The 19640-nt window shown below is 72.4% G+C and carries 16 protein-coding genes; 7 read left to right on the plus strand and 9 right to left on the minus strand.

Translation table 11 applies throughout. The features are described 5' to 3' along the window. The 4 genes from sucB to AC3CH1_RS27615 form a co-directional block, all read right to left on the minus strand. Complete coding sequence (gene sucB / locus AC3CH1_RS27600; protein WP_488465384.1) at window positions 1-1845, minus strand: 2-oxoglutarate dehydrogenase, E2 component, dihydrolipoamide succinyltransferase; 1845 nt, start codon at window positions 1843-1845, stop codon at window positions 1-3. Between the two features lie 62 nt (window positions 1846-1907). Then, window positions 1908-3296, minus strand: a complete 1389-nt coding sequence (gene lpdA, locus AC3CH1_RS27605; RefSeq protein ID WP_007451187.1) for a dihydrolipoyl dehydrogenase — start codon at window positions 3294-3296, stop codon at window positions 1908-1910. A 369-nt stretch (window positions 3297-3665) separates the two neighbouring features. Beyond that, entirely contained in the window at window positions 3666-5213 is a 1548-nt protein-coding gene (locus AC3CH1_RS27610; protein ID WP_488465385.1) for a leucyl aminopeptidase, read from the minus strand. A gap of 214 nt (window positions 5214-5427) precedes the next feature. Next, complete coding sequence (locus tag AC3CH1_RS27615) at window positions 5428-6210, minus strand: adenosylcobinamide-GDP ribazoletransferase (RefSeq protein WP_488465386.1); 783 nt, start codon at window positions 6208-6210, stop codon at window positions 5428-5430. Window positions 6211-6298: 88 nt separating this feature from the next. Here AC3CH1_RS27615 and AC3CH1_RS27620 point away from each other — a divergent pair, with 88 nt between their 5' ends. Further along, window positions 6299-7063, plus strand: a complete 765-nt coding sequence (locus tag AC3CH1_RS27620; protein ID WP_488465387.1) for a hypothetical protein — start codon at window positions 6299-6301, stop codon at window positions 7061-7063. A 21-nt stretch (window positions 7064-7084) separates the two neighbouring features. On the opposite strand, the gene cobT is transcribed toward AC3CH1_RS27620, so the two are convergent. Both cobT and AC3CH1_RS27630 read right to left on the minus strand, forming a co-directional pair. Next, a complete protein-coding gene (gene cobT / locus AC3CH1_RS27625) occupies window positions 7085-8203 on the minus strand; it encodes a nicotinate-nucleotide--dimethylbenzimidazole phosphoribosyltransferase (RefSeq protein ID WP_488465388.1) in 1119 nt (372 codons plus the stop codon). 165 nt (window positions 8204-8368) lie between these two features. Beyond that, a complete protein-coding gene (locus tag AC3CH1_RS27630) occupies window positions 8369-9571 on the minus strand; it encodes a bifunctional adenosylcobinamide kinase/adenosylcobinamide-phosphate guanylyltransferase (protein ID WP_488465389.1) in 1203 nt (400 codons plus the stop codon). A 78-nt stretch (window positions 9572-9649) separates the two neighbouring features. Here AC3CH1_RS27630 and AC3CH1_RS27635 point away from each other — a divergent pair, with 78 nt between their 5' ends. Next, complete coding sequence (locus tag AC3CH1_RS27635) at window positions 9650-9859, plus strand: hypothetical protein (protein WP_488465390.1); 210 nt, start codon at window positions 9650-9652, stop codon at window positions 9857-9859. 93 nt (window positions 9860-9952) lie between these two features. Here AC3CH1_RS27635 and AC3CH1_RS27640 read toward each other — a convergent pair whose 3' ends face one another. The 3 genes from AC3CH1_RS27640 to AC3CH1_RS27650 form a co-directional block, all read right to left on the minus strand. After that, window positions 9953-11041, minus strand: coding sequence for a S1C family serine protease (locus tag AC3CH1_RS27640; RefSeq protein ID WP_488465391.1), 1089 nt, complete (start codon window positions 11039-11041; stop codon window positions 9953-9955). 247 nt (window positions 11042-11288) lie between these two features. Then, the gene (locus tag AC3CH1_RS27645) at window positions 11289-11951 is read right to left on the minus strand and encodes a class I SAM-dependent methyltransferase (RefSeq protein WP_488465392.1); all 663 of its coding nucleotides are present in this window, start codon (window positions 11949-11951) and stop codon (window positions 11289-11291) included. A gap of 128 nt (window positions 11952-12079) precedes the next feature. Beyond that, window positions 12080-12679 carry a DUF3043 domain-containing protein gene (locus AC3CH1_RS27650; protein WP_026290538.1) on the minus strand — a complete coding sequence of 200 codons (600 nt, stop codon included), beginning with the start codon at window positions 12677-12679 and terminating at the stop codon, window positions 12080-12082. A 319-nt stretch (window positions 12680-12998) separates the two neighbouring features. On the opposite strand from AC3CH1_RS27650, the gene AC3CH1_RS27655 reads away from it, so the two are divergent. The 5 genes from AC3CH1_RS27655 (at window position 12999) to AC3CH1_RS27675 (ending at window position 19578) form a co-directional block, all read left to right on the plus strand. Then, a complete protein-coding gene (locus AC3CH1_RS27655; RefSeq protein WP_488465393.1) occupies window positions 12999-13784 on the plus strand; it encodes a PspA/IM30 family protein in 786 nt (261 codons plus the stop codon). 9 nt (window positions 13785-13793) lie between these two features. Further along, window positions 13794-14072, plus strand: a complete 279-nt coding sequence (pspAA, locus tag AC3CH1_RS27660) for a PspA-associated protein PspAA (protein ID WP_488465394.1) — start codon at window positions 13794-13796, stop codon at window positions 14070-14072. A 155-nt stretch (window positions 14073-14227) separates the two neighbouring features. Then, entirely contained in the window at window positions 14228-15511 is a 1284-nt protein-coding gene (locus AC3CH1_RS27665) for a sensor histidine kinase (protein WP_488465395.1), read from the plus strand. Further along, window positions 15508-16242 (plus strand): response regulator, encoded by a 735-nt coding sequence (locus tag AC3CH1_RS27670; RefSeq protein WP_488465396.1) that lies wholly within the window; start codon window positions 15508-15510, stop codon window positions 16240-16242. Before AC3CH1_RS27665 ends, AC3CH1_RS27670 begins: the two co-directional genes overlap by 4 nt. Before the next feature lie 186 nt (window positions 16243-16428). After that, entirely contained in the window at window positions 16429-19578 is a 3150-nt protein-coding gene (locus AC3CH1_RS27675) for an efflux RND transporter permease subunit (protein ID WP_488465397.1), read from the plus strand. Window positions 19579-19640: the final 62 nt, after the last annotated feature.

The following is a 19640-nucleotide window of genomic DNA, read 5'->3' on the forward strand; positions in this document are numbered from 1 at the left end:
TCAGAGGCCGAGCTCGACCTCGAACTCACCCGCCTCGAGGATCGCCTTGACCGACGTCAGGTAGCGGGCGGCGTCCGCGCCGTCCACCAGACGGTGGTCGTAGGAGAGCGAGAGGTACGTCATGTCGCGCACCGCGATGGTCTCGCCGAGGTCCGGGTGGTCGATGACCACCGGGCGGCGGACCGTGGCGCCGATGCCCAGGATGGCGGCCTGGTTCGGCGGCACGATGACGGTGTCGAACAGGGCGCCGCGCGAACCGGTGTTGCTGATGGTGAAGGTGGCGCCGGACATGTCGTCCGGCGTCAGGCCGCCACCGCGCGCCTTGCCCGCGAGCTCCGCGGTCTTCTTGGAGATACCGGCGATGTTCAGGTCGCCCGCACCCTTGATGACCGGGGTCATCAGACCCTTCTCGGCGTCCACGGCGATGCCGATGTTCTCCGAGTCGAAGTACGTGATGGTGCCCTCGTCCTCGTTGATCCGGGCGTTGACGACCGGGTGGGCCTTCAGCGCCTGGGCCGCCGCCTTCACGAAGAACGGCATCGGGGACAGCTTGACGCCCTCACGGGCGGCGAAGGCGGCCTTCGCCTGGTTGCGCAGCTTCATCAGCTTGGTGATGTCGACCTCGAGGACCGAGGTCAGCTGGGCCTGCGAGTGCAGCGCCTTCATCATGTTCTCGCCGATGACCTTGCGCATGCGGGTCATCTTGACCGTCTGACCGCGCAGCGGCGACGCTTCCGGCTTCGGCGCCTTGGCGGCCGCCGGAGCGGCTGCCGGGGCCGGAGCGGCTGCGGCGGCCTTGGCGGCCTCCGCGGCGGCGACCACGTCCTGCTTGCGGATACGGCCACCGACGCCGGTGCCCTTGACCGCGCTCAGGTCCACGTTGTTCTCGGACGCGAGCTTGCGGACCAGCGGCGTGACGTACGCGCCGTCGTCACCGGACGGCGCGGCCGGGGCGGCGGGGGCGGGCTGCGCCGGAGCCGGGGCGGCCGGAGCCGCCGGGGCCTGGGCCGGAGCGGCCGGAGCCGGAGCCGCGGGGGCGGCCGGAGCGGCGGGGGCCGGAGCGGGAGCCGCGGGGGCCTCCTGCTTGGGCTCCTCGGCCTTCGGCTCCTCGGCCTTGGGGGCCTCGGCCTTCGGCTCCTCGGCCTTCGGGGCCTCCTGGGCCGGGGCGGCGGGCTGTTCCGGAGCGGCGGCCGGAGCCGCGCCCGGAGCGCCGATGACGGCGAGCTTGGCGCCGACCTCGGCGGTCTCGTCCTCGCCGACCACGATCTCCAGCAGCACACCGGCGACCGGGGCGGGGATCTCGGTGTCGACCTTGTCCGTGGAGACCTCCAGCAGCGGCTCGTCCTCGGCCACCTCCTCGCCGACCTCCTTGAGCCAGCGGGTGACGGTGCCCTCGGTGACGCTCTCGCCGAGCGCCGGGAGGGTGACGTCGGTGCCCTCGGCGGACGAAGCGCCGGTGGTCGCCTCGGCGGTCGGGGCCTGGGCCGGAGCCTCGGTCTCGGTCGAGGGGGCGGTGGGCGCCTCCTCGGCCTGCGGGGCCGGGGTGGAGGCGGGCTCGGCGGCGGGCGCCTCGGCTGCGGGAGCCTCGGCCTCGGCCGGTGCGCCCGAGCCGTCGTCGATGACGGCCAGCTCGGCGCCGACCTCGACGGTCTCGTCCTCGGCGACCTTGATGGAGGCCAGAACACCGGACGCGGGGGCCGGGATCTCGGTGTCGACCTTGTCGGTCGAGACCTCGAGCAACGGCTCGTCGGCCTCGACGCGCTCGCCCTCGGCCTTCAGCCAACGGGTGACAGTGCCCTCGGTGACGCTCTCGCCGAGCGCCGGAAGGGTTACGGAAACCGACATGGTTTCAGTTGCTCCTTACGAAATTGCGGAAGTGGTCGGTCGTCGCGCCCGGGACCGGGGGATCAGTCGTGGGCGTGGAGAGGCTTGCCGGCCAGCGCCAGGTGAGCCTCGCCCATCGCCTCGTTCTGCGTCGGGTGTGCGTGGATGAGCTGGGCGACCTCGGAGGGCAGCGCCTCCCAGTTGTAGATCAGCTGGGCTTCGCCGACCTGCTCGCCCATGCGGTCGCCCACCATGTGGACGCCGACCACGGCACCGTCCTTGACCTGGACGAGCTTGATCTCGCCCGCGGTCTTCAGGATCTTGCTCTTGCCGTTGCCCGCGAGGTTGTACTTGAGGGCGACGACCTTGTCCGCGCCGTAGATCTCCTTGGCCTTGGCCTCGGTGATGCCGACGGAGGCGACCTCGGGGTGGCAGTACGTCACCTTGGGCACGCCGTCGTAGTCGATCGGAACGGTCTTCAGACCGGCGAGACGCTCCGCCACCAGGATGCCCTCGGCGAAGCCGACGTGGGCGAGCTGGAGGGTCGGGACGAGGTCGCCCACGGCCGAGATCGTCGGGACGTTGGTCTGCATGTACTCGTCGACCAGGACGTAGCCGCGGTCCATCGCGACGCCCTGCTCCTCGTAGCCCAGGCCCTGCGACACCGGGCCGCGGCCGATGGCGACGAGCAGCAGCTCCGCCTCGAAGGTCTTGCCGTCGGCGAGCGTCACGCGGACGCCGTCCTCGGTGTACTCGGCCTTGTCGAAGAAGGTGCCGAGGTTGAACTTGATGCCGCGCTTGCGGAACGCGCGCTCAAGAAGCTTGGAGCTGTTCTCGTCCTCGACCGGGACGAGGTGCTTGAGACCCTCGACGATGGTGATCTCGGTGCCGAAGGACTTCCACGCCGAGGCGAACTCGACGCCGATGACGCCGCCGCCCAGCACGATCGCGGACTTCGGGACGCGGTCCATCTTCAGCGCGTGGTCCGAGGAGATGATCCGGTTGCCGTCGATCTCCAGGCCGGGCAGCGACTTCGGCACGGAGCCGGTCGCCAGCAGCACGTGGCGGCCCTGGACGCGCTGGCCGTTCACGTCCACGGAGGTGGGGGAGGAGAGCTTGCCCTCACCCTCGATGTAGTGGACCTTGCGCGAGGCGATGAGTCCCTGGAGACCCTTGTACAGGCCCGAGATCACCTCGTCCTTGTACTTGTTGACGGCCTCCATGTCGATGCCCTCGAAGGTCGCCTTCACGCCGAACTGGGCCGACTCGCGGGCCTGGTCCGCGATCTCGCCCGCGTGCAGCAGTGCCTTCGTGGGAATGCAGCCGTTGTGCAGGCAGGTGCCGCCGACCTTGCCCTTCTCGATCAGGGCGACGTCCAGGCCCAGCTGCGCTCCGCGCAGGGCCGCGGCGTAACCGCCACTGCCACCGCCGAGGATCACTAGGTCGAAAACGGTGCTGGCGTCGTTCGCCACGTCACGTCCTCCATGCATGTGCGCCGTACGCCGGGCCCCATGGCTGGGGTGTGACCGGCCGGTCGGCTGGTGTGCGGCCGCTTTTGTCTTCGGCCCTGTGGTGGGGGCCCTGTCCTGCCGAGAACCCATCTTCGCACTTGTCGACGGTGGGCGGGACGCGGGGCCCGGGTCCAGGACGGATGATCGTCCGTCCCGGAGGGTTACTGCTGCGTAGATACCTACGGTTTCGGTCGGTGTTCGTCGAGAGCGAAACCCGCTCGCCCTCCGTCGCCCATCCGTCCTGTCCCGCTCATCCTTGCCGCTTACGCTCCGAGAACACGTACGGCCCCGGACCTATGCCCGGGGCCGTACGCGACGGAAGGCGGGGACTCAGCCGAGGTCGCCGGCGGCGGTGCGCTCGGCGAGCCGCACCAGGGTGCGGACCGCGGAGCCGGTGCCGCCCTTGGGCGTGTAGCCGTACGGCGCGCCCTCGTGGAAGGCCGGGCCCGCGATGTCCAGGTGCGCCCAGGCGATGCCCTCGCCCACGAACTCCTTCAGGAACAGGCCGGCCACCAGGCCGCCGCCCATCCGCTCGCCCATGTTGGCGATGTCGGCGGTGGGGGAGTCCATGCCCTTGCGCAGGTCGGCGGGGAGCGGCATCGGCCAGGACGGCTCGCCGACCTCCTCGGCGATCTCGTGGATCGAGGTGCGGAAGGCGTCGTCGTTGGCCATCACGCCGAAGGTGCGGTTGCCCAGCGCCAGCACCATCGCGCCGGTCAGGGTCGCCACGTCGACGATCGCGTCCGGCTTCTCCTCCGAGGCGCGGGTCAGCGCGTCGGCCAGGACGAGCCGGCCCTCGGCGTCGGTGTTGAGGACCTCGACGGTCTTGCCGCTGTACATGCGGAGCACGTCACCGGGGCGGGTGGCGTTGCCGGAGGGCATGTTCTCGGCCAGCGCCAGCCAGCCGGTGACGTTGACCTTGAGCCCCAGACGGGCGGCGGTGACGACGGCGGCGAACACGGCGGCGGCGCCGGCCATGTCGCACTTCATCGTCTCGTTGTGGCCCGCCGGCTTGAGCGAGATGCCGCCCGAGTCGTAGGTGATGCCCTTGCCCACCAGGGCCAGGGTCTTCTCCGCCTTCGGGTGCGTGTAGGCGAGCCTCACCAGGCGCGGGCCGCGCTCGGCGCCCTGGCCGACGCCGAGGATGCCGCCGAAGCCGCCCTTGACCAGGGCCTTCTCGTCGAGGACCTGGACCTTGACGCCGTGCTCCTTGCCCGCGGCGGTGGCCACGGCGGCGAAGGACTCCGGGTACAGGTCGTTCGGCGGGGTGTTGATCAGGTCGCGGGCGCGGTTGATCTCCTCGACCAGGGCCAGCGAGCGCTCGACGGCGGCCTTGTAGGCCTTGTCGCGCGGCTTCGCGCCGAGCAGGGTCACCTCGGCGAGCGGCAGTTTCGGGCCACTGTCCTTGGACTTCGCGTCCTTGGGGGCGAGCTTGTTCTCGCCGCCCTGGTAGGCGGTGAAGGCGTACGCGCCCAGGAGCGCACCCTCGGCGACGGCGGCGGCGTCCTCGACGGAGGCGGCGGGCAGCGCGAAGCCGGCCTTCTTGGAGCCGGTCAGCGCACGGGCGGCGGTGCCCGCCGCGCGGCGCAGCGCCTCGGCGTCGTAGGCGTCCTCCTTGTCCGGGACCGGACCGAGACCGACCGCGACGACGACCGGGGCCTTGAGGCCGGACGCGGCGGGCAGCTTGGTCAGTTCGCCCTCGGCACCGGTGGCGCCCAGGGTCGCCAGGACGGCGGCGAGCTTTCCGTCGAACGCCTTGTCCACGGCCTCGGAGCCGGGCGCGAGGACCGGGCCCTTGACGCCCTTGGCGACGCCGACGACGAGTGCGTCGGCGCGCAGCGTCGCCGCACCGGCAGTGCTGAGAGTGAGAGCAGTCACGGTGGTGAAATCTCGCTTCCGTTGAGTTCGAGTTCGGTCGAGGGGTGGGCCGACCGTGCCCGGCGCATCGTAGACGCCCCGACGATGTGCCGGGAATGAGCCTACGCGCGCGGTTCCTGCTCCGTGACGGCGGCGGGGCTTCCCGGGCCGTTCCCGACCGTTACGGCGGTCCGGAGCGGCCCCCGGGAAGCACGGCGGCCGATGTGCCCCGCCGTCAGGTCCCGAACGCCAGCGCCACCAGGGCCGCCGTCGCCGCCGTCTCCTCGACGCCCCCGAAGACGTCCCCGGTGACCCCGCCGAACCGCCGCACGCAGTGCCGCAGCAGCAGTTCGCCCGCGGCGAGCGCGACGAGCACCGCGAGCGCGTGGCGCAGCGCCCCGTACGGGCCCAGCGGCGCACCCACCACCGCGCACAGCGCCACCGTCACCGCCGCCGCGAGCAGCGCCCGTCCGGCCGGGACCGTGGACGCCACCACCGCGCCGAGCCCCTCCGGCCGGGCCGCCGGGACGCCCTGACGGGACGACAGGGTCAGCGCGAGGCGGGCGGCGACGCCCGCGACGACGGCCCCGAGGGCCCCGTGCGCCCAACCCTCCCCGTACAGCTCGAAGAGGACGGCGACCTGGGCCAGCAGGACCAGCAGCAGCGTGATGACACCGAACGGCCCAATGTCGGACTGCTTCATGATCCGCAGCGCGCCCCCGGCCGGCTTTCCACTGCCGAGGCCGTCCGCCGTGTCCGCCAGGCCGTCCAGGTGCAGCCCCCGGGTCAGCGCTGCGGGCACCGCGACGGAGGCGACCGCCGCGAGCAGCGGCCCCGAGCCGGCCAGCAGCGACAGTGAGCCGAGGGCCCCGGCGACCAGCCCCACGACGAGCCCGGCGAGCGGGGCGCAGAGCATTCCGGAGCGGGCGGTCGCGCGGTCCCAGCGGGTCACGCGGACGGGCAGCACGGTCAGGGTGCCGAAGGCGAAACGTATGCCGTGGCTGTTCAGGGAGGTCACCGCGCGCAGGCTAGCCGCTGGGCCCCACCGATAGATTGGGCGAAACGCTCCAATCGCCGTGAAACCTGACGTATCGGGAGTGGGTGGCATGGGTCACTGGTGGCACGACAACATCGCGGAGCCGGGCAAGACGCCCCTGCTCCTCGCGCTGGCCGCCTTCGTCCTGACCTTCGCGATCACCCGCACCGTCACCCGCATGATCCGCGCCGGGAAGGGCCCGTTCGGCGACATCACCCCGGGCGGGGTGCACATCCACCACGTGGTGCCCGGGGTCGTGCTGACGGTGATCGGCGGATTCGGCGCGGTCGCCGGCGGGCGGCACGGCGTGGCCGCGGGGATCTGTGCGGTGATCTTCGGGGTGGGGGCCGGTCTGGTGCTGGACGAGTTCGCCCTGATCCTGCATCTGGACGACGTGTACTGGACCGAGGAGGGCCGCCAGAGCGTGGAGATGGTCGTGCTGACCGTCTCGCTGGTGGGGCTGGTCCTGGCGGGCTTCTCGCCGCTCGGCGTCGACGACGTCACCGACGAGGAGCAACAGGGGCGGCTCGGCCTCATCACGACCTACGTGATCAACTTCTGCTTCGTCCTGGTCGCCCTGTTCAAGGGCAAGGCGCGGATGGCGGTGCTCGGCACCCTCGTCCCGTTCGTCGCCCTGGTCGGCGCGATCCGCCTGGCCCGCCCCACCTCACCCTGGGCCAGGCGCTTCTACCGCCGCCGCCACCGGGCCCGCTCCCGGGCACTGCTGCGGGCCTACCACCACGACGTGCGCTGGGCCGGGCCGCGCCGGAAGTTCCAGGACCTCATCGGCGGCGCCCCGGACCGCGTCCCGCCGCCGCCCGGGCCCGGGTCCTGAGGGCCCGGGCACACCTCGGACTCAGACCCCGTCGAGGGCAGCAGCCTGCGACTTCGGCCCCGACTCCGCGTCCGGCGTGCCCTCGCCGTCCACGGCCTTCTCCGGTTCCCGCTCCGGCAGTTCGGCGGCCAGCGCCGCCGCCGCCCGCACCAGCGGCAGCGCCAACAGCGCACCGCTGCCCTCGCCCACCGTCACGCCGTGGTCCAGCAGCGGGGTCAGCGCCATCCGGTCCAGCGCCTTCGCCTGCGCGGGCTCGCCGCTGACCTGACCGGCCAGCCACCAGTCCGGCGCCCGGAACGCCGCCCGCTGCGCCACCAGCGCGCAGGCCGCCGAGACGACCCCGTCCAGGATCACCGGCATCCGGCGCACCGCGCTCTGCAACAGGAAGCCCGTCATCGCCGCCAGATCCGCCCCGCCCGACGTCGCCAGCAGCTCCAGCTGATCACCGAGCACCGGCCGGGCCCGGCGCAGCGCGTCCCTGATCGCCGCGCACTTGCGCATCCACGCCAGGTCGTCGATGCCCGCACCGCCGCGACCGGTCACCACGGAGGCGTCCGTTCCGCAGAGCGCCGCGACGAGGGTGGCCGCGGCCGTGGTCCCGCCCACGCTGAGGTCGCCGAGCACCACCAGATCGGTGCCGGAGTCCGCCTCCTCGTCGGCGATCGCCACGCCCAGACGGACCGCCTGCTCGGCCTCCTCCGCGCTGATCGCGTCCTCGACGTCGATCCGCCCCGAACCCCGCCGCACCCGGTGCCGCACCACGGACTCGGGCAGCAGCTCCGGATCGCAGTCCAGGGAGACGTCCACGATCCGCATCGGCACCGAGAAGCGCCGCGCCAGCACCGAGACCGGGCTCGCCCCGTCGAGGGCGGAGCGCACCAGCTCGTACGCGCTGCCCGCGGGACGGCCGGAGACGCCCAGTTCCGCCACCCCGTGGTCACCGGCGAAGAGCACCACACGCGGCTGCTCGACGGCCCTGACCGGCACGGACTGCTGCGCGGCGCTGAGCCACTCGCCCAGCTCGTCGAGCCGTCCGAGCGCCCCCGGGGGCACGCTCAGTCGCTCGCGCCGCTCCTCGGCGTCGCGCCGCACACCCCCGTCGGGGCGTTGGATCAGGTCGGAGAAGTCGTCCAGGTTCACGGAGGTCTGCCTCGCGGGTCGTCACGTCGGGTCCGGTCCGGGAACCCGGCGGCGGGCCCCCAGGGCGTGTCCGCCCCAGCGGGAACAGTACCGGTCGGCCCACCCGGATGACCGTGCCCCGCAAGGCACGGCAGGGGCCGGACCCCTGCCCCCGCCACGACCCACCTACCCCCGCAGCACCAGCACCTGCCCCGCCACCACCAGCAGCACCTGCTCGCACTCGGCCGCGACCGCCGCGTTCAGCCGCCCCAGCTCGTCCCGGAACCGCCGCCCCGCCGACGTCGCCGGCACCACCCCGGACCCCACCTCGTTGGTCACCAGCACCACCGGCCGCCGGGCCCCGCGCACCGCGGCGACCAGCTCCACGACCCGCTCCCGCAACGCCGCCTCGCCGCCACCGTGCCACCGCTCGTCCTCCCAGGCCTCCACCCGGTCCATCGCGTCGGTCAGCCACAGCGACAGGCAGTCGACCAGCAGCGGCGGTCCGTCCGCCCGCAGCAGCTCCGCGACCTCGCAGGTCTCCTCGGTCCGCCAGGCGCCGGGCCTGCGCTCCCGGTGCACTCCGATCCGGGCCGCCCACTCCGGGTCCCCGTCGCGGCGGCCGCCGGTCGCCACGTACACCACCTCCGGGAACGTCTCCATGCGCTGCTCCGCCTCCAGCGACTTCCCCGACCGCGCGCCCCCCGTCACCAGCACCCGGCGCGGCACGTCAGGCACCGCGTGGTACTCGCCCACCACCAGCGTCGTCCCGTCGGGCACCGCCCGCGCGCCGGCCGCCGCCAGCCGCCGGTCCAGCGCCGGGCCCGGCGGGGCGTCGTGGTCCAGGTGGACCGCGATCACCTCGGTGGCCGGACCGATCCCTCCGGCCGCCCGCAGCCGGGCCACCGCGTCGGGCCGCCCGATCACATCGAGGACGACCATGTCCAGGGGCCGGTCCAGCCGCTCGGGCAGGCCGGAGGGGGCGGCCCCCGGCGGCAGGTACAGCAGCCGCTCGCCCTCCGGGGCGGTCACCTCGTAACCGGTCCCCGGGGCGTCCATCGCCATCGCCCGCACCCGGTGCCCGCTGATCAGCGTCAGGACCTGGCCGTCCGGCACCCGGCCGGCCTGCGGCAGCAGAGCGGGCAGCTCGACGGCGGGCCCGTCGTGCGGGTGCGTCAGCAGCACCTGCCGGACCGCGCCCAGCGAACGCCCCGCACGGGCGGCGGCGAACGCCGCTCCGGGGGTGAGGTCCAGCAGGAGCGCGTCGTCGACCAGCAGCGCCGTCGCGGCCCGCGCCCACGGGCCGCGGGCCGAGGCGCAGGCCGCGCAGGGACAGGAGGGGCGGGGCAGCCCGTCGGGGGCTCCGGTGCCGAGCAGAGTCAGTTCCACACCTTGATCCTCCCGTGTCCCCGCGTGAGGTGCGCGTCCGGCTACGCTTCGGGAAGCAACGTGACCCAGGAGGCTGACATGGCGTGGACGTGGCGGTTCGAGAAGTCCGACGGTACGGAGACGGAACCGGCGTTGCAGCCGGAGGAGTTCACCACCCAGGGCGACGCGGAGTCCTGGATCGGTGAGTTCTGGAAGGAGCTCCTGGAGGGCGGCGCCGCACAGGTGACGCTCTTCGAGGACGCCACCAAGATCTACGGCCCGATGAGCCTGAAGGCGGACAGCGCCTGAGGTTCGGCCGACAGCGGGAGCCGACCGCGGAAGTCGACAGCGGGAAGGGCGGTACGGGAGACCCGTACCGCCCTTCCCGCTGTCGACTCGGGCTCAGATCTCCCCGAGCGTGACCTCCGCCGTCCGGCTGTCGCCGTCGCGCGTGTACGTCACGGTCACCTTCTGGCCGGGCTTGTCGCCCGCCAGCGCCTCGGAGAGCGAGGTGATCGTGGTGACCTCGCTGCCCTCGATCTTCGTGATGGTGTCCCCGGGCCTCAGCCCCGCCTCGTCCGCCGCGCCGCCCCGCTCCACGCTGACCAGCGCCACCCCGGCGGGACGGTAGTTGTCGTCGACGACCGTGCGGCCCGTGATGTTCAGCGCGGCCCGGCCCGAATCGGTGACCCTGCCGTCCTTGATGATCTGGTCGGCGACCGTTCTCACCATCGAGACGGGGATCGCGAAGCCGATGCCCGGCGCCGCGCTGTCGCCCATCTGCGGGTCGGTCGCCGCGAGGGTCGGAATGCCGATCACCTGGCTGTCGAGGTCGACGAGCGCCCCGCCGCTGTTGCCCGGGTTGATCGCCGCGGACGTCTGCACCATGTTGGCGATCGTCGCGCCCGTGCCGCCGCCCGCCCGGCTCTCACTCACGGTCCGGCCGAGCGCCGAGACGATGCCCTGGGTGACGCTGCTGGACAGGCCGAGCGGCGAGCCCATCGCCAGCACGATCTGCCCCACCTCGACCTTCTCCGCGTCGCCGAACTTCGCGGGCTTCAGCCCGTCCGGCACCTCGTCGAGCTTGATCACGGCCAGGTCCTGCTCCGGGTACGAGGAGACCAGCGAGGCGCTCAGCACCGCCTCCCCGGTGGCGACGCTGACCTTGAACGTCTTCTCGTCGCCGACCACATGGGCGTTGGTGACGATGTGCCCCTTGTCGTCGTAGACGACCCCGGAACCGAGGCCTTCCGAGGCGTCGATCTGCACCACCGACGGCAGTACGTCGTTGATGACGTCCTGGTAGGCGTTCTCCAGGTCGTCGGGGGCGCGCTTCACCGCACCCTGCGCCGTACCGGACGCGCTGGCTTCGGGGGCCGGAGCCGCCGGACTCGTACCGGAGCAGCCGCCCGCCAAGGCGATGGCGCAGACGGCCGCGGACAGGGGAAGCAACAGCCTGCGCGCCCGGCTGCGGGAGGGGGATACGTCCATATCCGGAGTCTGGCGCTCGCCCCGTCCGGCTGCCCGAACTGATGAGCCGAACGGGCCCCCGTGACGACAGGCCTAGGCCCTGTCGTCGAACTCCCGTCTGCCCCGCGGCGCCATGCACGCACTCTCGCCGCACCGGGCCCACGCCCGAGTACGTCCAGTACGAGGACGTGAGCCCGGCACGCCGAGAGCACGCACCTGACCCCGCAGGGCCGCCCTCCGGGCGACGACGGGAGTTCGACGACAGGGCCTAGCCGCGCACGCCGCACAGGTGCAGCAGCGCCGCCACACCCCGGTAGGGGTCGGTGCGCCCGGCACGGTCCTCCAGGGCCAGGGCCCGCTCCAGCTCCTCGGCCGACAGCTCCGCCCCGTCCGCCACGTTGTCCGTGAAGACCCGCACCCCGTACCAGGCGTGCAGCGGGGCCGCGATCCCCGCGAGCGTGGCCCGCAACGCGTCGAGCCGGTCGGCCCGCACGGCGAGGCCGAGGCGGTTGGTGTACGTGACGGTGTCGAAGGCCGTCAGGGCGGCGTCGAAGTCACCGGCGAGCCCCGGGCGCATCGCGAGCGCGTCCGCGTTCCGTACGAGCAGGGAGAGCAGCCCGCCGGGGGCCAGCATCCGGGCGAGCCCGGCCAGCATCGGGTCGGGCTCCTCGACGTACATCAGGACGCCGTGGCACAGCACGACGTCGAAGCTGCCGGGCAGGAAGTGCACACCGGTGTCCCGGCCGTCGCCCTCGATGAGCCTGACCCGCTCCCGGATGCCCTCGGGCTCGGTCGCCAGGGCCTCACGGGCCGCCGTCAGCATCCCGGCGTCCGACTCCAGGCCGGTCACCGAGTGACCGGCCCGCGCCAGGCGCAGGGCCTGGGTGCCCTGGCCCATGCCGACGTCCAGGACGCGCAGCCGCTGCCCCACCGGGAACCGCCCGGCTATCTGCTCGTCCAGCTGCCGCGCGACGAGCTCCTGGCGGACCAGGTTGCGTACGCCGCCGAGACCTGCCAGCCACGCCGAGGAGACCCCGGTGAAGCCGGAGGCCTCCGTGCTCAGGGCCGCTCTCCGCGCTTGACCTGCGGCTTCGGAAGCCGCAGTCGGCGCATCTGGAGCGTGCGCATCAGGCCGTACGCCACGGCTCCGCGCTTCGGCGTGTCCGGGAAGCGCTCGCGCAGCTGCTTCTTCAGGCGCATCGAGATGCCGATCGAGTCGATCACGATCAGGATGATCACGCCGAGCCAGAGCAGCAACGAGATGCTCTGGATGTTCTGCACCTGGATCACGCTGAGGATCAGGATGATCACGGCGAGCGGCAGGAACCACTCGGCGATGCAGAAGCGCGAGTCCACGTAATCGCGGACGAAGCGCCTGACCGGGCCCTTGTCGCGGACCGGGAGGTAGCGCTCGTCGCCCGAGGCGAGCGCCTCGCGCTGCCTGGCCAGGTCGGTGCGCCGCGCTTCGCGCTGGCGCTTCATGGCCGCCTTGCGATCGGTCGGCGCACTCGACGCGGCACGACGACGCTGCGTCTGGGCCTCGCTGCGCTTGGGGGTGGGGCGACCCTTGGGAGCCTGCGGGTCGCGGGGCTGCTGGGAGAGGTCCGCCGTCACCTTGTCGGTGGGGGCCTTCTCTGTCTTGGCACGGCTACGGAACACAAAACCCAAGGGTACGGGGTCGGCGCGCGGGCCCGGAGACCCGGGCGGGAACGATCCGGCAACGGACGGCGTCCCCCCAGGTGTCCCGACGGGGCGATACGGGTGTCAACCACCCGTTCCCACACCCGTCACCAGAATGTCCCGGAGCCTCACCTACACCCTGGGCGGGAGTGTTCACGGGGCGCAGTCGTCCTTGGGGAGGAGCACATCGGGCCTCGGACAGTGCGGTAATAGAGACAGGGCCCGTACTGTGGGTTCTATCGGGAGTGCTGGAGCTCAGTCCGTCAGAAGGGGGCGCGCGAAGCCCATGAGCGGTGTAATGAAGCGTATGGGGATGCTTTTCCGCGCGAAGGCAAACAAGGCCCTTGACCGGGCCGAGGATCCGCGCGAGACCCTCGACTACTCGTACCAGAAGCAGCTGGAGCTGCTTCAGAAGGTGCGCCGCGGCGTCGCCGACGTGGCGACGTCCCGCAAGCGCCTGGAGCTGCAGCTGAACCAGCTGCAGGGCCAGTCGTCCAAGCTGGAGGACCAGGGCCGCAAGGCGCTGGCGCTGGGCCGCGAGGACCTGGCGCGCGAAGCGCTGTCCCGGCGCGCCGCCCTCCAGCAGCAGGTCACCGACCTGGAGACGCAGCACACCACGTTGCAGGGCGAGGAGGAGAAGCTCACCCTCGCGGCCCAGCGACTCCAGGCCAAGGTCGACGCCTTCCGCACGAAGAAGGAGACGATCAAGGCCACCTACACGGCGGCCCAGGCCCAGACCCGGATCGGCGAGGCCTTCTCCGGCATCTCCGAGGAGATGGGCGACGTGGGCCTCGCGATCCAGCGGGCCGAGGACAAGACGCAGCAGCTCCAGGCGCGGGCCGGCGCCATCGACGAGCTGCTCGCCTCCGGCGCCCTGGACGACCCGACCGGCACGGCGAAGGACGACATCGCCGCCGAGCTGGACCGGATCTCCGGCGGCAGCGACGTGGAGCTGGAGCTACAGCGCATGAAGGCCGAGCTGGCCGGCGGCTCCTCGTCCTCGCAGCAGGCCATCGAGGGCGGCGCGCAGGACAGTGCGCAGCAGCCGCAGCAGTCGTCCCCGCACAAGTTCGACAAGCAGTAAGGCAGCGTCATGATCGTACGGATCATGGGGGAGGGCCAGGTCAAGCTGGCCGACAGTCACCTCGTCGAACTGAACGAGCTCGACGACGTCCTGCTCGACGAGATGGAGAGCGGCGACGGCCCCGGCTTTCGCACGACCCTCCACGCGCTCCTGGACAAGGTGCGCGAGCTCGGCACTCCGCTGCCGGACGACTCCCTGGAGCCGTCCGAGCTGATCCTGCCGGCGCCCGACGCCACCCTCGAAGACGTCACCGCCATGCTCAGCGACGGCGGGCTCATCCCCAACTGAATCCACGGGCCGCCCTTGTCGGGCCCGTGGACCGCCGCACCAGCACCCCGCACCGCTGCCCCGCGCCCGGTCCGCCGGACGCGGGGCGGCGGTGCTCCGGCCCCTCCCCGGAGAAGGCGCCCGTCCCGGGCGGGGGCCGCGTACCGTAGCTGGACGTGACCACCCTCTCGTCCGGCTTCGCGCGCGCCCGCCGCTGGCTCCGGGACCATCCCCTCGCGTTCGACGCGACCCTCGCCCTCGGCTCCCTCGTCGCGATGATCGCCGGTTCGTTCGCGGACCCGGGCACCGGCCACGGTCCGACCTTCGGCACCCGCACGCCCGAGCCGTTCAGCGTGCTCCTGATGGTCCTCGCCGCCGTGGCCCTGGTCCTGCGGCGACGGCGTCCGATGGCGGTGCTCGCCGCCACCGGGGTCCTCTCGGCCTCCGAGTACATCCTGATGGACCCGCCCGCCCCGGTCGTCATGAGCACGGTCATCGCCCTCTACACCGTCGCCTCGCGCACCGACCGCCCCACCACCTGGCGGGTCGGGCTGCTGACCATGGGGGCGCTCACGGCGGCCTCCATGGTCTTCGGCTCGACGCCCTGGTACAGCCAGGAGAACCTCGGCGTGTTCGCCTGGACCGGGATGGCCGGGGCCGCCGGGGACGCCGTACGCAGCAGACGCGCGTTCGTCGACGCCATCCGGGAACGCGCCGAGCGGGCCGAGCGCACTCGCGAGGAGGAGGCCCGCCGCCGGGTCGCCGAGGAGCGGCTGCGGATCGCGCGGGACCTCCACGACGTCGTCGCCCACCACATCGCCCTGGTCAACGTCCAGGCCGGGGTCGCCGCCCACGTCATGGACAAGCGCCCGGACCAGGCCAAGGAAGCACTCGCCCACGTCCGCGACGCCAGCCGCTCCGCGCTCAACGAACTCCGGGTCACCGTCGGCCTCCTGCGCCAGCAGGGCGACCCCGAGGCGCCCACCGAACCGGCCCCCGGACTCGCCGTCCTCGGCGAGCTGGTCGACACCTTCCGCAACGCCGGTCTCCCCGTCGAGGTGGCCGGCTCCGACCACGGGAACCGGCTGCCCGCCGCCGTCGACCTGGCCGCCTACCGGGTCATCCAGGAGGCCCTGACCAACGTCCGCAAGCACGCGGGCACCGGGGCCAGGGCCGAGGTGAGCGTCGTACGGGTGGGCGCCACCGCCGAGGTCACCGTGCTCGACAACGGCCGGGGGTGCGCCGCCCGACGGCCCGGCGCCGGAGCCGGCGACGACCTGGACAGCGGCGGTCACGGCCTGGTCGGCATGCGCGAACGCGTCACCGCGCTCGGCGGGGCCCTCACCGCGGGCCCTCGGTACGGCGGCGGATTCCGGGTCCATGCGATCCTTCCGGTCGAGGCCCGCAAGGGTGAACCGGAGCGGCCGGGCACAGCGGGCGGAACGAGGCTCTGCCGATGACCCAGCCGACGCCGGCACCGGAAAAGGCGACCGTGCCGCAGCAGGCTCCCATCAAGGTGCTGCTCGCCGACGACCAGGCGCTGCTGCGCAGCGCGTTCCGGGTGCTGGTGGACTCCGAGCCGGACATGGACGTGGTCGGCGAGGCCGCCGACGGGGCCCAGGCCGTCGAGCTGGCCCGCGCCACGGGCGCCGACGTGGTGCTCATGGACATCCGGATGCCGGGCACCGACGGACTCGCCGCCACCCGCATGATCAGCGCCGACCCGGAGCTGTCCGCGGTGCGGGTGGTCATGCTCACCACCTTCGAGGTCGACGAGTACGTGGTCCAGTCGTTGCGCGCCGGAGCCTCCGGCTTCCTCGGGAAGGGCGCGGAGCCGGAGGAACTCCTCAACGCCATCCGGATCGCCGCGGCCGGCGAGGCGCTGCTCTCGCCCGCCGCGACCAAGGGGCTCATCGCCACGTTCCTGGCCCAGGGCGGCAGCTCGGGGGAGGGGCCGGACAGCGCGGAGTACGCGGAGCGGCTGGCGGCGCTCACCGGCCGCGAGCGCGAGGTGCTGGTGCAGGTCGCGGGCGGCCACTCCAACGACCAGATCGCCGAGCGGCTCGCGGTCAGTCCGCTCACGGTCAAGACCCATGTGAACCGGGCGATGGCGAAGCTGGGAGCCCGGGACCGGGCCCAATTGGTGGTAATCGCCTACGAATCGGGTCTGGTGCGTCCCCGGGCGGAGTGACCGGGTGGAGGTTCGGAGTACTGCGGCGTACTCCACCTGCGGTATGCGCGGCATAAGAAAGCAGCCCGGGGGGCGACGTTTCGGCGGCGCGGAGCGGAGATCGTAGGACTGGGCTGGAGGTGCAGGTCCCTGACGTTTCCCCCTCCCCGCCCTCTGCCGCGTACGCCACAGAAGAGAGACCCACCCATGTCCTGGCTGTCCAGATTCAGCCTCGCGCAAAGGGCCCTGATCGGGCTGATCTCGATTGTCGCGCTGGTCTTCGGCGCGATAGCGATCCCGCAGCTCAAGCAGCAGCTGCTGCCCACCATCGAACTGCCGATGGTCTCGGTGCTGGCGCCCTACCAGGGTGCGTCTCCCGATGTGGTCGAGAAGCAGGTCGTCGAGCCGCTGGAGAACTCCCTCAAGGCCGTCGACGGCGTCGAGGGCATCACCTCCACCGCCAGTGAGGGCAACGCCCTCATCATGGCGACCTTCGACTTCGGCGACGAGGGCACCAAGCAGCTCGTCGCGGACATCCAGCAGGCGGTCAACCGGGCCCGCGCCCAACTGCCCGAGGGCGTCGACCCGCAGGTCATCGCCGGTTCCACGGACGACATCCCGACCGTGGTCCTCGCCGTCACCTCCGACAAGGACCAGCAGCTCCTGGCCGACCAGCTCGACCGCACGGTCGTCCCGGCCCTGGAGGACATCGAGGGCGTCGGCCAGGTCACGGTGGACGGTGTGCGGGACCTCCAGGTCTCCGTCGTCCCCGACGACAAGAAGCTCGCCGCGGCCGGCCTGGACGCGGGCGCGCTCGCCCAGGCCCTCCAGGCGGGCGGCGCCACCGTGCCGGCCGGCTCCTTCTCCGAGTCCGGCAAGAGCCGCACCATCCAGGTCGGCGGCGCCTACACCTCGCTGAAGCAGATCGAGGACCTCCAGGTCGTCGCCAAGGACCCGGCGGGCGGAGCGCCCGGAAAGCCGGTGCGCCTCGGTGACGTGGCCGAGGTGAAGCAGGAGCCGTCCACGGCGGTCTCCATCACCCGCACCAACGGCAAGCCGAGCCTGGCCGTGATGGCGACGATGGACAAGGACGGCAGCGCCGTCACCATCTCGGACGCCGTCAAGGACAAGCTCCCCGACCTCCGCAAGGACCTCGGTGCGGGCGCGGAGGTGACGGTCGTCTCCGACCAGGGCCCCGCCGTCTCCAAGTCGATCTCGGGCCTGACCACGGAGGGCGCGCTCGGTCTGGTCTTCGCCGTCGTCGTGATCCTGGTCTTCCTCGCCTCGATCCGTTCGACGCTGGTCACCGCGGTCTCCATCCCGCTCTCGATCGTCCTCGCGCTGATCGTGCTCTGGACCCGGGACCTGTCGCTCAACATGCTCACGCTCGGCGCGCTCACCATCGCCATCGGCCGGGTCGTCGACGACTCGATCGTGGTCCTGGAGAACATCAAGCGTCACCTCGGCTACGGCGAGGAGCGCCACGCGGCGATCGTCACCGCGGTCAAGGAGGTCGCCGGAGCGGTCACCTCCGCGACGCTCACCACCGTCGCGGTCTTCCTGCCCATCGGGCTGGTCGGCGGCATGGTCGGCCAGCTCTTCGGCTCGTTCTCGCTGACCATCACCGCGGCGCTGCTGGCCTCCCTGCTGGTGTCGCTCACCGTGGTGCCGGTGCTGTCGTACTGGTTCCTGCGCGCGCCCAAGGGCACCCCCGAGGACGCGGCGGAGGCCCGCCGCCTCGCCGAGGAGAAGGAAGCGGCGAGCAAGCTCCAGCGGATCTACGTCCCGGTCCTGCGCTTCGCGACCCGCCGCCGGGTCACCAGCCTCGTCATCGCCGTCGCCGTGCTCCTCGGCACCTTCGGGATGGTCCCGCTGCTGAAGACGAACTTCTTCGACGCCGGTGAGCAGGAGGTCCTGACCGTCAAGCAGGAGCTGACGCCCGGCACCAGCCTGCAAGCCGCCGACGAGGCGGCCCGCAAGGTCGAGAAGGTCATCGAGCAGGACAAGGGCGTCAAGGACTACCAGGTCACCGTCGGCTCCTCCGGCTTCATGGCCGCCTTCGGCGGCGGCACGGGCGCCAACCAGGCTTCCTACCAGGTCACCCTGAAGGACGCCGCGGACTACGAGGACGCCCAGGACCGCCTCGACGAGGCCCTCGGCAAGCTCGACGGCATCGGCGACACCACCATCGCCGCCGGCGACGGCTTCGGCTCCCAGGACCTGAGCGTCGTCGTCAAGGCCGCCGACGGCGACGTCCTGAAGAAGGCCGCCGAGGCGGTCCGCACCGAGGTCGCCACCATCAAGGACGTCACCGACGTCCAGAGCGACCTGGCGCAGAGCGTCCCGCGCATCTCGGTCACCGCCAACGACAAGGCGGCCGCCGCCGGGTTCGACTCCGCCGCGCTGGGCGGCATCGTCGCCGGAGCCGTACGCGGCACGCCCGCCGGCACCGCGACGCTGGACGACACCGAGCGCGACGTCGTCATCCGGTCCTCCACCCCGGCCGCCACGATGGCCGAGCTGAAGGCCCTGCCGCTCGGCCCGGTCAAGCTCGGTGACATCGCCGACGTGAAGGTCGTCCCCGGCCCGGTCTCGATGACCCGGATCGACGGACAGCGATCGGCGACGATCACCGCCAAGCCCGTCGGCGACAACACCGGCGCGGTCAGCACCGATCTCGCCAAGAAGATCGACGCCCTGGACCTCCCGGAGGGCGCCACCGCCACCATCGGCGGCGTCACCGAGGACCAGAACGAAGCGTTCACGCAGCTCGGCCTCGCCATGCTGGCGGCCATCGCGATCGTCTTCATGCTGCTGGTGGCCACCTTCCGGTCGCTCGTCCAGCCGCTGATCCTGCTGGTCTCCGTCCCGTTCGCGGCGACCGGCGCGCTGGCCCTCCTGCTCATCACGGGCACCCCGCTGGGCGTCCCCGCGATGATCGGCATGCTGATGCTCATCGGCATCGTGGTCACCAACGCGATCGTGCTGATCGACCTGATCAACCAGTACCGCGCCCAGGGCCTCGGCATCGTCGAAGCCGTCATCGAGGGCGGCCGCCACCGCTTCCGCCCGATCATCATGACGGCGCTCGCGACCATCTTCGCCCTGCTCCCGATGGCGCTCGGCGTCACCGGCGAGGGCGGCTTCATCTCGCAGCCGCTGGGCGTCGTGGTGATCGGCGGCCTGATCAGCTCCACGCTGCTGACCCTGCTGCTGGTGCCGACGCTGTACGCGATGGTCGAACTCCGCAAGGAGCGCCGCGCCAAGAAGAAGGCGGCCAAGCGCGCCGCGAAGACGGGCGCACCGGACCGGGTGGAGCCGGAGGAGGCCCGCGAGGCCGAGCCGGCGAAGGCCTGACACGAGAGGAGGGGCCTGTCCCACGCGGGTGCGCGGGACAGGCCCCTTTCTTGTTCCCGCAA

The sequence above is a fragment of the Streptomyces sp. MGP-P1 genome (genome assembly GCF_057766565.1).